The 13,884-nt window shown below is 69.4% G+C and carries 10 protein-coding genes; 6 read left to right on the top strand and 4 right to left on the bottom strand.

Annotated features, from left to right (window positions below):
• Positions 1 to 656 precede the first annotated feature (656 nt).
• Both CA984_RS05585 and CA984_RS05580 read left to right on the top strand, forming a co-directional pair.
• The gene (locus CA984_RS05585) at positions 657 to 2,750 is read left to right on the top strand and encodes a SpoIIE family protein phosphatase (RefSeq protein WP_086568874.1); all 2,094 of its coding nucleotides are present in this window, start codon (positions 657 to 659) and stop codon (positions 2,748 to 2,750) included.
• Positions 2,751 to 2,992: 242 nt separating this feature from the next.
• Positions 2,993 to 4,630 (top strand): RNA polymerase sigma factor, encoded by a 1,638-nt coding sequence (locus tag CA984_RS05580; RefSeq protein ID WP_086568917.1) that lies wholly within the window; start codon positions 2,993 to 2,995, stop codon positions 4,628 to 4,630.
• A 246-nt stretch (positions 4,631 to 4,876) separates the two neighbouring features.
• Here the strand turns inward: CA984_RS05580 and CA984_RS05575 are convergent, their stop codons facing one another.
• On the bottom strand, positions 4,877 to 5,617 hold the full coding sequence (locus CA984_RS05575) for a YaaA family protein (RefSeq protein ID WP_086568913.1): 741 nt from the start codon (positions 5,615 to 5,617) through the stop codon (positions 4,877 to 4,879).
• Between the two features lie 63 nt (positions 5,618 to 5,680).
• On the opposite strand from CA984_RS05575, the gene CA984_RS05570 reads away from it, so the two are divergent.
• Positions 5,681 to 6,391, top strand: a complete 711-nt coding sequence (locus tag CA984_RS05570) for a GNAT family N-acetyltransferase (protein ID WP_086568872.1) — start codon at positions 5,681 to 5,683, stop codon at positions 6,389 to 6,391.
• Between the two features lie 3 nt (positions 6,392 to 6,394).
• Here the strand turns inward: CA984_RS05570 and CA984_RS47715 are convergent, their stop codons facing one another.
• The gene (locus CA984_RS47715) at positions 6,395 to 6,625 is read right to left on the bottom strand and encodes a DUF7455 domain-containing protein (RefSeq protein WP_012893512.1); all 231 of its coding nucleotides are present in this window, start codon (positions 6,623 to 6,625) and stop codon (positions 6,395 to 6,397) included.
• Positions 6,626 to 6,864: 239 nt separating this feature from the next.
• On the opposite strand from CA984_RS47715, the gene CA984_RS05560 reads away from it, so the two are divergent.
• A complete protein-coding gene (locus tag CA984_RS05560) occupies positions 6,865 to 8,937 on the top strand; it encodes a DNA gyrase/topoisomerase IV subunit B (RefSeq protein ID WP_207620746.1) in 2,073 nt (690 codons plus the stop codon).
• A 502-nt stretch (positions 8,938 to 9,439) separates the two neighbouring features.
• Here the strand turns inward: CA984_RS05560 and CA984_RS05555 are convergent.
• Entirely contained in the window at positions 9,440 to 9,934 is a 495-nt protein-coding gene (locus CA984_RS05555) for a beta-class carbonic anhydrase (RefSeq protein ID WP_242675753.1), read from the bottom strand.
• 166 nt (positions 9,935 to 10,100) lie between these two features.
• On the opposite strand from CA984_RS05555, the gene CA984_RS05550 reads away from it, so the two are divergent.
• Together CA984_RS05550 and CA984_RS05545 are read left to right on the top strand one after the other, a co-directional pair.
• Positions 10,101 to 10,418, top strand: a complete 318-nt coding sequence (locus CA984_RS05550) for a hypothetical protein (RefSeq protein WP_086568864.1) — start codon at positions 10,101 to 10,103, stop codon at positions 10,416 to 10,418.
• 315 nt (positions 10,419 to 10,733) lie between these two features.
• The gene (locus CA984_RS05545; RefSeq protein ID WP_086568862.1) at positions 10,734 to 11,099 is read left to right on the top strand and encodes a VOC family protein; all 366 of its coding nucleotides are present in this window, start codon (positions 10,734 to 10,736) and stop codon (positions 11,097 to 11,099) included.
• A 93-nt stretch (positions 11,100 to 11,192) separates the two neighbouring features.
• Here the strand turns inward: CA984_RS05545 and CA984_RS05540 are convergent, their stop codons facing one another.
• Positions 11,193 to 13,688, bottom strand: coding sequence for a DNA gyrase/topoisomerase IV subunit A (locus tag CA984_RS05540; protein WP_086568860.1), 2,496 nt, complete (start codon positions 13,686 to 13,688; stop codon positions 11,193 to 11,195).
• Between the last annotated feature and the right edge of the window lie 196 nt (positions 13,689 to 13,884).

The following is a 13,884-nucleotide window of genomic DNA, read 5'->3' as shown; positions in this document are numbered from 1 at the left end:
AGTGTCAACCCTTGGATGGGTGACATGCGAAGCTGACCCCAACCCTGACTCGATTTGTCGACCCGGGAGTAAACGAGTGTCCCCGAAGGGGCAGCCAAATCGCCAACGAGTCAGTAGCCTGATCTTGCTTGGGACGCTGACGGAGGCGAGGTGGGCAGTTGTCGGGACGGTCCGGCTTGATCCTGCTAGGGTCCTGGCCGCATACGTTCGAAGGCGTCGGCGATGATCACGCCGGCGTTCCGGGAGGGCAGTGGGAGCGGCGTCAAGCCCAGGTCGGCGCAGGTCGGCGGGGGTGAGGACGCGAAGCAGTCGGAAGAGTCCGGAACCGGGCCGATCGCACCGCGGTGCGGCTGCCGCTGCGGCCCCCGGAGGGGGGCGGACGCGGTGGGAGACGGCACCACCATTCGGGATCGGCGGAATGCCGGTCGGACGGCGCCCATGCCGGGGAGCCGGCGCGTTAGCGTGGGGATCCCGGTCTTCGGACCCGGGAGGTTCGCGGGATGCGCTGACCGCATCACGGGCAGGGCTTCCGTCCGCACGCACCCATCGCCGATGATGTACTGCAGGATCCGGTCCCCCGGAGCTGCGCTACGCCAATTCGCAAGTTTGGAGATGTGCCTCGTGGGAGACCCTGGCACGCGACGGAGGTGCCGACCATGAGCGCCGAAACCTCCGTGCCCCGTCCCCGGGAGTCGGGTGTGGACATCTCAGACCCCGGCCTGTTGCAGGGCCTGTTGTCGCAGTCGCCGTTCGCCTTCGCGTTCTTCGACCCCGACGGCCGCTTCCAGCGGGTCGACGAGGTCTTCGCCGACGTGGTCGGTCTCCCCGTCGAGCGCCTGGTCGGCCGGGCCCCGGGCGAGCTGCTCTCCGCCGACCTCACCGCGCTGGTGGAGGGGTCGGTCCGCGGCGTCGTCGAAGGGACCGGGGCCGAGGCGGACCAGCGGATCCGGGTGCGCACCGCCGACGGGCAGACCCGTCACTGGTCGCTGACGTTCTCCCCGATCCACGACGACAAGAGCGAGCTCCGCGCGGTCTGCCTGGTCGGCGTGGACATCACCGAGAGCAGGCAGGTCGAGGAGGACCTGCGGCGCAGCGAGGAGCGCTACCGCTCGCTGGTCGAGGCCCAGTCCCAGCTCGTGTGGATCACCGCCCCGACCGGGGCCGTGGTGGAGGACGCGCCGCAGTGGCGCGCCATCACCGGCCAGGGCCTGGAGGAATACCTCGCCCATGGCTGGCTGGAGGCCGTCCATCCCGACGACCGGCCGCACGCGGAGGAGGCCTGGCGCGAGGCGCTGCGCGGCCGGACCATGTTCGAGTGGAACTACCGGGTCCGCACCCGGGCCAGCGGTTACCGCCACTTCGAGGTGCGCGCGGTCCCGATCATCCGCCACGGCCGGGTGGTCGAGTGGGTGGGCGCCAACACCGACGTCACCCCCCAGCGTGAGGCCGAGGAGATGCGCGGCCGGCTCACCGACCAGCTCGGCGCGGCCGCCCTGCGTACGGCGCGGCTGCAGGGCGCCACGGCGCAGCTCGCCGAGGCGCTCACCGTCGAGCAGGTCGTCCAGGTCATCATCGACGTGGGCCGTACGGCACTGGCGGCCGACCGCTCGGCGGTGGCCCTGCTCGACGTCGAGCGGGCCGCGCTGAAGCTGGTCAACAGCGGCGGCATCCCCGATGTTCCCGGTGCGCCCGGCGAGGAGATCCCGCTGTCGCACTCCAGCGTGATGACCATGGCGGTCAACAGCCGCCGTCCGGTCTTCGCCGAATCGCCCGACAGCCTGCGCTCCCAGCTCATGGACGCCGGGGGCGACGACGAGGCCGTCACCGGTTTCATCGACCACAGCGACGAGCGGGCCTGGGTGGGCCTGCCGCTGCTGGCCGCGGGACGCGCGCTCGGCGCGCTGAGGTTCTCCTTCACCCGCCCGCAGAAGATCTCCCAGGAAGACGGCGTGTTCCTGGAGGCGCTCGCCGGGCAGTGCGCCCTGGCCGTGGAGCGCGCCACCCTGTTCGAGCGCGAGCACCGCACCGCCGAGACGCTCCAGCGCAGCCTCCTGCCCGATCGCCTGCCGGTGGTGCGCGGCCTGGTGCTGGCCCAGCGCTTCCGTTCGGGCAGCCGCCACGTGCAGGTCGGCGGAGACTGGTACGACGCGTTCGTCCTGCAGGACGGCCGGGTCGCCGCGGTGGTCGGCGACGTCATGGGCAAGGGCGTCAAGGCCGCGGCCGGCATGGGCCGCATCCGCAACGCCATGCGGGCCCTGGCACTGACCAACCCGCCGCCCGCGGCGGTCCTCACCGGCCTGGACCGGGTCTTCGAGGCCACAGAGGAGGAAGAGCAGGTCACCACCCTCGCCTACATGGTCGTCGAACCCGGCACGGGAGAGGGCACGCTGGCGCTGGCCGGTCACCCGCCGCCCCTGCTGGTCTCACCGCAGGGCATGCCGCTGCTGTGCGACGGCGAGCCGGGCACCCCGCTCGGCTGGCCGACGAGCCGCAGGCAGTTCCGGTTCTGCGTCCCACCGGGGCACACCGCTGTCCTTTATTCGGATGGTCTGGTGGAGAACCGGAAGCGTGGGCTGGATGCCGGACTTGCCGAACTTTGCTCTGTTGTGACCGAAGCGCCGCCCGAAGTCGTGGGAAGTCCGCATATGTTGCTGGATTTCCTTGTGGATCGGATGCTGTCGGGGTATGAGCAGGATGATGACGTCACGGTGCTGGCGATTCACGTTCCTCCGGCCACGAAGAGTGACTGAATGAAACAGTCATAACGGTTGCTTTCGGGTATCGGTGCCTCGCTTCCGTACGCACTACTCTCTTGGTCGGCCTAGGGTGGAGGGCAACCGCCAGGAGGCGGCCGTATGGATCACGGTGTCGTGCCACAATGCTGGACAGGTGCGTCGCGGTTCGCGGCCTCGTTCATCATGACAACTAGAGGTATCTGCCCCTAGTGGGCATCTGGGTCCATTCTCGTCACGCTTTCCTTCGAGAGGTGTTCGTGTCGCCTGCAAGTTCGACTCGCTCGAAGCCATCCGAGCTGAACGAGCCCGTCATTCAGCAGCTGATGGAGCGGGGGCGCTCGCAGGGGTTCCTCGAGTCCGAGGATGTCCGCAAGGCCGTCGAGGAAGCGGACATTCCGATGGCGCAGGTCGCTGGAATCCTGCGCAGCCTCAGCAAAGAGGGCATCACCGTACGACTGACTGCTGAGGACTCCGCGGCTCCCAAGAAGTCTCGGACTTCGACCAAGCGCCGTACCCCCGCCGCTCCCGCCACAGTCAAAAAGACCAAGACCGCCGCGGCGGCCAAGGAGCAGCCGGAGACCGTCACCGCGGTCGTCGGCGGCTCCGAGCCCACGCCCGCGGCCAAGAAGCCGACGGCTCCCGCCAAGAAGGTCGCCCCGGCTGCCAAGAAGCCGATCCCCGGACCGCCGCCGAAGAAGGCCGGACCCGAGGGGCCCGCACTCGCGGCCAAGTCCGAGCCCAAGCCCAAGACGGCCGGCGGCGAGGACGACGAGGTCATCGAGCTCGAGGACGACGTCGAGATCGAGGACTTCGACCTCGAGGTGGAGGTCGAGACGGAAGTCGAGGTCGAAGTCGAGGCTGAGACCGAGACCGAGACCGAAGAGGAGCCGAAGGTCGAGGCCGTCGAGCAGAACGAGGACGAGGTCCTCATCCTCTCCGACGACGACGACGACGCCCCCGTGCCGCAGGTCGCCGCCGCCGGCGCCACGGCCGACCCGGTCAAGGACTACCTCAAGCAGATCGGCAAGGTCCCCCTGCTCAACGCCGAGCAGGAGGTCGAGCTCGCCAAGCGCATCGAGGCAGGTCTGTTCGCCGAGGAGCAGCTCGGCACCGACGGGGACAAGCTTCCGGTGGACGTCCGCGCCGAACTCGAATGGATCGCCGAGGACGGCCGCCGGGCCAAGAACCACCTGCTGGAGGCCAACCTCCGTCTGGTGGTCTCGCTGGCCAAGCGCTACACCGGCCGCGGCATGCTCTTCCTGGACCTGATCCAGGAGGGCAACCTGGGCCTGATCCGTGCGGTCGAGAAGTTCGACTACACCAAGGGTTACAAGTTCTCCACCTACGCCACGTGGTGGATCCGGCAGGCGATCACCCGCGCCATGGCCGACCAGGCGCGGACCATCCGCATCCCGGTCCACATGGTCGAAGTGATCAACAAGCTCGCCCGGGTCCAGCGGCAGATGCTGCAGGACCTCGGCCGTGAGCCCACTCCCGAGGAGTTGGCGCGCGAGCTCGACATGACCCCTGAGAAGGTCGTCGAGGTCCAGAAGTACGGTCGTGAGCCGATCTCCCTGCACACCCCGCTGGGTGAGGAGGGCGACAGCGAGTTCGGTGACCTCATCGAGGACTCCGAGGCGATCGTCCCGGCCGACGCGGTCAGTTTCACGCTCCTGCAGGAGCAGCTCCACTCCGTTCTGGACACCTTGTCCGAGCGTGAGGCGGGCGTGGTCTCGATGCGTTTCGGTCTCACCGACGGTCAGCCGAAGACGCTGGACGAGATCGGCAAGGTCTACGGGGTGACGCGCGAGCGCATCCGGCAGATCGAGTCCAAGACCATGTCCAAGCTCCGCCACCCGTCCCGGTCCCAGGTCCTGCGCGACTACCTGGACTGAGGTCTCTTCCGGCGAGGGCCCGTGCCATCCGGCGCGGGCCCTGCGTCGTTGGAGGAGGAGAGGCCGGGCTCCCGGCCGGACGCGACGTCCCGGCGCTGTCCCGCGGCGTGTCGCGACGCGGCCGGCAAGGGCCTGCCGGATGCCGTGACGCGGCCGCGGATCACAGCGTGCCGGATGTCGTGACGCGCCGCAGGTCGTGACGCGCCGCAGGTCGCACCGTGCCGGATGCTGCGACGTGGTCGCGGGTCACACCGTGACGTCGAGAGTCCATGACCGCCTGCCCGTGGGGGCCTGGCCGAGGGCGACGGTGTGGCCGAGGCTGTCCAGGACCTTGACCAGCTCCTCCGGGGTCTGCGGGTCGCAGTCTCCCTCCAGGAGGGAACGGGCGATCACTCCCCGGGTGGCCTTGGCCATGTGGCTGACGACCTTGCCGTCCTTGAGCACCCGTACGGCCACGGCCCGGCCGCCGGGCTGCCAGGCCGTCGCGTAGGTGCTGGAGCGCATGTCCACCACCAGGCCGGGTTCGGCGTCGAGAACCGGGGTGACGGACCGGCGCCAGTAGGCGCCCAGTCCGCCCAGCGGCGGCAGCTTCACGCCCATGGACAGGCGGTACGGCGGCACCCGGTCGCCGATCCGCAGCAGACCCCAGAGACCGGAGAAGATCACGAGGCTCTCCGCCGCGCGCCCGGCCGCCCCGGAAGACAGTGAGGCCAGGCCGAGATGGTCGTAGAGCACCCCGGTGTAGAGCTCGGCGGCCGTCAGGGTGGGTGCCCCCCGCAGATCCCGGTTCTTGCCGATCTCGCCCAGCTGTCCCTGCGACAGTCCGAGCACGGTCTGCGCCCCGGATCTCGCGCAGAGCGCGGCGAGCGCCTCCAGGACGACCTCCCGGGAGGCGTTCAGGGACGGGAAACTCAGCCGGGACAGCTCAAGAGCGGGGCCGTTGCCCAGCTCGGCCTTCCCCTCCGACGGCGGCAGCAGAATCAGCACAGTCACCGAGGGTAGTGCGACGGACGGTGGCTAGGCTCCACGGCTATGAACGGATCCACGGCTGTGAACGATGAAGTCTTCGCCCGTCTTGTCGATCAGGCATGGCCCGCCGCCGACCGGGTGGATACGGGGGGATGGGTGCTGCGTGCCATGGACGGGGTGACCAAGCGGGCCAACTCGGTGCTGCCGCTGGGGGAGCCGGAGGATCTGGAGGCGGCCATCGCCGAGGCCGAGAAGTTCTACGCCGACCGGGGGCTGCCGAGCGTGTTCTCCATGGGCGGAGGCGCGACTCCCGGGCTGGACGAGGCGCTGCGGGCGCGTGATTATCGGATGGTGGACCCCACACTGGTGATGACGGCGCCGCTGGCGCGCGCCGTACCGGCAGCGGAAGGGGTCGAGCTCGCGCAGACGCCGTCACAGGCGTGGCTGGACACCTGGTGGAGCGTGGACGGGAGATTCGGTGACGAGGGCTTGGCGACGGCCGCGCGGATCCTCACCGGCGTGCCCGCTGTGTACGCCTCGCTGGGACGCCAGGCCGTCGGGCGGGGCGTCAAGCAGGGAGAATGGTTCGGGATCTACTCCATGGCGGTGGTGCCGCACGCGCGGCGCCAGGGCCATGGCCGAGAGATATTGCGTGCCCTGCTCTCACATGCGCGGGAGCAGGGCACACGGAAGGCATATTTGGTCGTGGTGGAATCGAACGCCGCGGCCCGGTCGCTCTACGAGCAACAGGGCTTCACGGTGTCGGGCCGATATCACTACCGGGTCCGGTGATTCCTACCGTTCGTCATTGTTCGCGGTTGCAGGGGTGTCGCTGAGGCGTGCCGACTCGTCCTGGATGTCGGCGCCCTTGGCTCTCAGCACAGCTACGTGCTGCCGCCCGTGGTGGGCGCAGAAGAGCAGCTCCCCACCTACGGGCAAGGTTGCGCGGATGTAGGCCTGGGCGCCACACCGGTCACAGCGGTCCGTGGCCGTCAGCTGCTTGGCGGGGGCGAGGGTTCCAGTCACGTATCGCCTTTCAGGTCATCCCCTTGTGGAGGATCTGGCGTCAGTCACTTGAGAGAACATCTAACCCGATGCGAACGTTCCCAACCGACCCCCCGCTACGCCGAGAGCGGAAAGTGTCCGAAAGTAACGGCGAGCACGCCGGAAGTAACACTGTTGGCTACCGGATGGCAAGCTTGTACACGCCGCGCCGGGAAGGACGGTAGGCTGCGCACACGTGTTCGAGCAGAGTGGGAGTGGGTGTGACCGCAGTTAGCGTGGAGGCGGGTTATACAGCCCGTCATCTGTCGGTTCTGGAGGGTCTCGAAGCCGTCCGCAAACGCCCGGGCATGTACATCGGGTCGACCGACAGTCGCGGTCTCATGCACTGCCTCTGGGAGATCGTGGACAACGGGGTCGACGAGGCCCTGGCCGGGCACTGCGACCGCATCGAGGTCGAGCTGCACGCCGACGGATCGATCGAGGTGCGCGACAACGGCCGGGGCATCCCCGTCGACGTCGAGCCCAAGAGCGGCCTGGCCGGAGTCGAGCTCGTCTACACCAAGCTGCACGCGGGCGGGAAGTTCGGCGGCGGCTCCTACGGCGCCTCGGGCGGCCTGCACGGCGTCGGCGCCTCCGTGGTCAACGCCCTGTCCTCCCGGCTGGACGTCGAGGTCGACCGCGACGGCCGGATCCACGAGATCAGCTTCCGCAGGGGCGTTCCCGGCGTCTTCGACGGCGACGGGCCCACCGCCAAGTTCAAGAAGAAGTCCGGTCTGCGCGACGGCGGCAAGCTCGCCCGCAAGGTCACCGGCACCCGCGTCCGCTTCTGGGTGGACCACCAGATCTTCCTGCCCGAGGCCGAGGTCTCCCTCGACGAGATCCACGTCCGCCTCCGCCAGACCGCCTTCCTGGTCCCCGGTCTCACCCTGGCCGTGCGCGACAGCCGGGGCGAGGAGGCCACCGAGGAGGAGTTCCACTTCGACGGCGGGATCTCGGAGTTCACCGAGTTCCTCGCCCGCGACGAGGGCGTCTGCCAGGTGCTGCGGCTGCAGGGCGTCGGCCACTTCCACGAGACCGTTCCGGTCCTCGACGACCTGGGGCACATGACCCCCACCGAGGTCCAGCGCGAGCTCACCGTGGACGTCGCGCTGCGCTGGGGCAAGGGCTACGACACCACCGTCCGGTCCTTCGTCAACGTGATCGCCACCCCCAAGGGGGGCACCCACGTCAACGGCTTCGAGCGCGCCCTGGTCCGCACGCTCAACGAGCAGCTGCGCGAGACCCGTCTGCTGAAGAACGGCGACGCCCCGGTCACCCGGGAGGACATCCTGGAGGGCCTCACCGGAGTGGTGACCGTCCGGGTGCCCGAGCCGCAGTTCGAGGGGCAGACCAAGGAGGTCCTGGGCACCTCGGCCGCCTCCCGGATCGTCTCCCACGTCGTCTCCCGTGAGCTCAAGGAGTTGTTCACCAACCCCTCGCGCGCGCTCAAGCCGCAGTTGCGGGCGGCCCTGGAGAAGATCGTCGCAGCGGCCAAGGCCCGCATCGCCGCCCGCGAGCACCGCGACAACCAGCGGCGCAAGACCGCCCTGGAGAACTCCGCGCTCCCCGCCAAGCTGGTCGACTGCCGTAGCGACGACGTGGACCGCAGCGAGCTGTTCATCGTCGAGGGCGACTCGGCGCTGGGCACCGCCCGCGCGGCGCGTGACTCGGAGTTCCAGGCGCTGCTGCCGATCCGCGGCAAGATCCTGAACGTGCAGAAGGCGTCCGTCGCCGACATGCTCAAGAACACCGAGTGCGCTGCGATCATCCAGGTCATCGGCGCGGGCTCGGGCCGCTCGTTCGACATCGAGGCCGCACGCTACGGCAAGGTCATCCTGATGGCCGACGCCGATGTGGACGGCGCGCACATCCGCTGCCTGCTGCTCACCCTGTTCCACCGCTACATGAGGCCGATGGTCGAGGCCGGCCGCGTCTTCGCCGCAGTCCCGCCGCTGCACCGGATCGAGGTCACCAACCCCGGTCGCGGTCAGAGCAAATACGTCTACTGCTACTCCGACGCCGAGCTGCACCGGGTCCTGCGCGACCTGGAGCGTCGCGGCAAGCGCTGGAAGGACCCTGTGCAGCGCTACAAGGGTCTGGGTGAGATGGACGCCGACCAGCTGGCCGAGACGACCATGGAACCCCGTCACCGGACCCTGCGCCGGGTCAGGATCGAGGACATCGAGGCGGCCGAGCGCATCTTCGATCTCCTGATGGGCAGCGATGTGGCCCCCCGCCGGGAGTTCATCGTGGGCAGCGCGGCCGAGGTCGACCGCGACCACATCGACGCCTAGCCCCGCCTCCGCACGCAACCCCCGTCGACCTGGGAAGACTACGTGCAGCGTTGGCTCTTGCATAGAGTCTGACCTGCGACGATGTCGCACGTGTGGAAAACGGGCCTAGCCGTGTCGATCACGGGTGTCGTCGCCGGTCGGACCTGATCGGTAGGAAGGCCTCCGGATGTGGTGGATGCCGTCTTCACCGTTCGACCGGAGGTCTTCACGGCCCACGCTGACGCCCGCCTGACCGTTCACGGCCGCCTCCTGCCGGTACGGCGCGTCCGCACCGACGGCTGAGCCGTACGGCAGCCGCCACCGGTTGAGCCGGGCCGGCGGGCGGCAGCCTCCGGGCAGGGACGACGTCTGCGGTCGCGCTGCCCCCTGGCGCCGCCGACCCGGTCACAGGTGACGGCCGGTCTGCCCCGTCACCGGACCGGCGGTGTAGCCGGTCCGGTCGCGGGCCGGGGCCCGTGCTCGGCGTGCTCTCCGGTGCGCCCGCCCCGCGACGGGCGGGCCGCTACAACTCGACCGGCATGAGCTTGCCGGTGCGCACGTCGTAGATGGCGCCCCCGATGGCCAGGTCCGGCGGCAGGAACGGGCTGGTCCTGATGCGGGTCAGATCATGGCGCAGGGCGGCATCCTGGTCGGGGACGGTGTGGAAGTCCAGGCTCCGGGTGTCGACGCCGTGCTGCGCGGCGAGCTTGTGCACGTCGTCGTCGGTGCTTTTCGCCATGCCGCAGTCGGTGTGCGGCATGACCAGCACCCGGTTCACGCCCAGGAGGTAGACCGCCAGCACGAGGGTCCGTAACACGTCGTCAGTCACCCGGGCGCCGGCGTTGCGCAGGATCTTGGCGTCGCCGGCCTTCAGGCCGAACACCCCCAGCGGATCGATCCGGGAGTCCATGCAGGTGACCACTGCCAGGCCGCGTGCTGCCTTACCGGTCAGGGCGGCATCGGTGAAGGTGGTGGAGAACTCCTTGTTGGCGGCCAGCAGGTCGTCGAAGGCACTCACGTGAACACCTTTCGGTCGGCGGAATCGACGCATTTATGATCCTGCATGCTCTTTTCGGAAAAGCTGCCGGGGGGCCTGTCCGGCTCGACTTGGGGAAGATCCCACACTTCTCCTTCACCATGGGTGATGATGTCGTGACGCAAAGCGCGGAAATCTGGAGAGGGTCATGAGCAGGATCGAATCCCTGGCCGAATATCTGCGTGCCGAGGGCAGGCGGAAGCTGGACCGGGTGGAGGTCCGCGACGGGGGCCGCAACGCCCGCTCGGCGCTCGCCCTGCTCGACGCGGCGGCCTACACCCGGTCGCTCGGCGATGACGACCCGCTCGTGACCGTTCTCGTGGAGACAGGCTGCTTCGGCCCGCACGGCTTCGACGACTTCCAGCCCGGAGAGCAGGTGGCGGGGCTCGTCCGTTCGTGGGAGTCCGGTGAGCCCTGGCAGTTGCTGACGGCGATCCGGTCCGCTCTCCAGGGGTCGCTGACCTGATCGGCGACGCTCCGTCGCCCGGTCTCCCCGGCAGCCGGAGCTGCGGTCGGGATTCCCTGAGGATCAGGACGGCCGGACCGGGTTCCCCGGCTCCGGCGAGCCGTCCGCTCCAGGTCGCCGTACGGGCGGCGTCGGACCCGGGAGACGCGGCGGCGCTCGGTTTGAACCCGCCCGCCGGGGAAACACGGATCAAGGCCGTGGTGGCACTGGCCCGGCGTGCTCCGTGGGCGCTGACCGTGCTCGGCGCCAAGCATCGTTGAAACCTCAGACGACACCGCCATAAACTTGATGACGGTGTCAAACCTTGGAGGCGACATGGCAATCGTGCGGATGCGGTCGGTGGTTCTCGACTGCCAGGACCCGAAGCGTCTGGCTGATTTCTACAGCGCCATCCTGGGCTGGGCGATCACCTCGGTCGAGGACGACTGGGTGGTCGTCACCGACGGGCGGCCTGAACGGATCTGCTTCCAGCTCGTCAAGGACCACCAGCCGCCCGACTGGCCCCACCCCGACCGGCCCCAGCAGCTACACCTGGACCTGACGGTGGACGACCTCGAACAGGCGGAGGCCGAGGTGCTCGCCCTGGGGGCGGTCAAACACCGGTACCAGCCGAGTGAGAACGACAGTTTCCGCGTCTTCCTCGACCCGGCCGGGCACCCGTTCTGCCTCTGCGCGGACTAGGCGCTCCGTGCGGGCCGAGGGCTCCCCGGGGTCTTCCGCGTGGAGCTCTCAGGACTTCCCGTCTCTGAGAGCTCCACGGAAGGACCCGGAGGGTCACTGCTCCGAGGGGGCCGGCTTCTCGGAGGCGGGCTCCCCGCCGGACGCGCCGAGGGCGCCGCCCACGGCCGCCACCGTGTGGGTGAGACGGACACCGGAACCGTCACGGCGGCCGAGCTCCTCCGGCAGCGGGACCGGCTTGCCGACGGTGGAGACCGCGCGGGCCGGTGCGGGGCCCGCCCAGGCGAGGAGCAGAACGTCTTCGCCCTTGAGGAAACGCTGGACCCGGACGCCGCCGGTGGCGCGCCCCTTGGCCGGATACTCGGCGTAGTCGGAGATCTTGGCGCCGCCGATCTGGGTGCCGGGCAGCGCGGTGGAGGACCCCGCGATCGTCACGACCCGGGACTCGCGCGTCGGATCGACGACACCGAACCAGATCACGGTGGCACCGCCGTCCAGGCGGACGCCCGCCATGCCGCCCGCCGGGCGGCCCTGCGGGCGGACGTTGACGGCGGGGTAGCGCAGCAGCTGGGCCTCGGAGGTGATGAATACCAGGTCGTGATCCTCGGCGGTCAGCTCCACCGCCCCGACCACGGTGTCGCCGTCCTTGAGCCCGATGACCTCGAAGTCGTCGCGGTTGGCCGGGTAGTCGGGGACGACCCGCTTGACCACGCCCTGCGCGGTCCCCAGCGCCAGGCCGGGGCCGTCGGGATCGAGTGAGCCGATGCCGACGACCGTCTCACCCGGGTTCAGCGTGACGTACTCGGACACGGGGTGCCCGCCGGACAGCGACGGCGGGTTGGCCGAGGGGGGCAGCGTCGGCAGGTCGACCACCTGGACGCGGATCATCCGGCCCTGGTTGGTGACCACGCCCACCTCGCCCCTGACCGTGCTGTTCACCACCGAGACCAGCACGTCGTGGGCCGAGCGGTCACCCTCACCGGCCAGCGGGGAGGCGTCGGTCGTACGGGCCAGCAGCCCGGTCGAGGAGAACAGCACCAGGCAGGGGTCGTCGGCCACCTCCAGCGGAACCGAGGCGTTCCTGGTGATGCCGGAGGACTCCAGCAGCACCGTACGGCGCGGCGTGCCGAAGGTCTTGGAGACCTGGGCGAGCTCGTCGGAGACGACCTTGCGGAGCTTGTCCTCCGACGACAGGATCGCGGTCAGCTCGGCGATCTCGCCCTCCAGGGTCTCCTTCTCCCCGTCGAGCTCCAGCTTGTCGAAGCGGGTCAGGCGGCGCAGCGGGGTGTCCAGGATGTAGGCGGCCTGGATCTCCGACAGCTCGAAGACCTCCATCAGCCGCTCGCGGGCCTGGGACGAGTCGTCCGAGGAGCGGATGACCTGGATGACCTCGTCGATGTTGAGCAGGGCGATGATGAGGCCCTCGACGAGGTGGAGACGGTCCTCGCGCTTGCGGCGGCGGTAGGCCGAACGGCGGCGGACCACGTCGAGGCGGTGGTCCACGTAGACCTGGAGCAGCTCGCGGAGGCCCAGCGTCCGCGGCTGGCCGTCCACCAGCGCGACGTTGTTGATGCCGAAGGTCTCCTCCATCGGCGTCAGCCGGTAGAGCTCCTCCAGCACGGCCTCGGGGATGAAGCCGTTCTTGATCTCGATGACCAGGTTCAGGCCCTTGTGCCGGTCGCTGAGGTCCTTCAGGTCGGAGATGCCCTGGAGCTTCTTGGCGGTGACCAGCTCTCTGATCTTGGTGACCACCCGCTCGGGGCCCACGTTGAACGGCAGCTCGGTGACGATGATGCCCTTGCGCCGGGGGCTGACCTGCTCCACGGAGCACTTGGCGCGCATCCGGAAGGTCCCCCGCCCCTTGGCGTAGGCGTCGCGGATGCCGTCCAGGCCGATGATGGTGCCACCGGTGGGCAGGTCGGGGCCCGGGATGAACCGCATCAGGTCGTCGAGCGTGGCGTCGGGCTTCTTGATCAGATGGCGGGCCGCGGCGACGACCTCGACGAGGTTGTGCGGCGCCATGTTGGTCGCCATGCCGACCGCGATGCCGGTGGCCCCGTTGACCAGCAGGTTCGGGAACGCCGACGGCATGACCGTGGGCTCGGTCTCCTGGCCGTCGTAGTTGGGCTTGAAGTCGACGGTGTCCTCGTCGATCGACTGCACCATGGCCATGGCCGCGGCGGCCAGCCGGGCCTCGGTGTAACGCATCGCGGCGGGCAGGTCGTCGGGGGAGCCGAAGTTGCCGTGCCCGTCGATCAGCGGCAGCCGCATCGAGAACGGCTGGGCCATGCGGACCAGCGCGTCGTAGATGGCGGTGTCGCCGTGCGGATGCAGCTTGCCCATCACGTCGCCGACGACCCGTGACGACTTGACGTGTCCCCGGTCGGGCCGCAGGCCCATCTCGCTCATGGAATAGAGGATGCGGCGCTGGACCGGCTTGAGGCCGTCCCTGGCATCGGGCAGCGCGCGCTGGTAGATGACCGAGTATGCGTATTCGAGGAAGCTGGTGCGCATCTCGGCGGAGACGTCGATGTCGACGATCCGCTCCTCGAAATCCTCGTCAGTCGGGGGTGTGGTCGTCCGTCGGGCCATCTGATTTCCTGCGCGGGCACCTCGGCTTTCAGACCGAGAGGGAAGCGCATCCTCCTTCTGTCTTCGTGGTGTGACGGTGGCCGTCGGCTCGCTGGAGGAGCGTCGGGCCGGGGTGCGGGGTATCGGTATATCCCGTGCGGGTGGCGATGCGGTAGCGTACGGCGACGCGTTCTGTGCGCTCACGCGCGGGGAACGG

It is taken from the genome of Streptosporangium minutum, from assembly GCF_002149035.1.
Lineage (GTDB): Bacteria > Actinomycetota > Actinomycetes > Streptosporangiales > Streptosporangiaceae > Streptosporangium > Streptosporangium minutum.
This window is presented reverse-complemented; position numbering and strand designations above follow the sequence as displayed.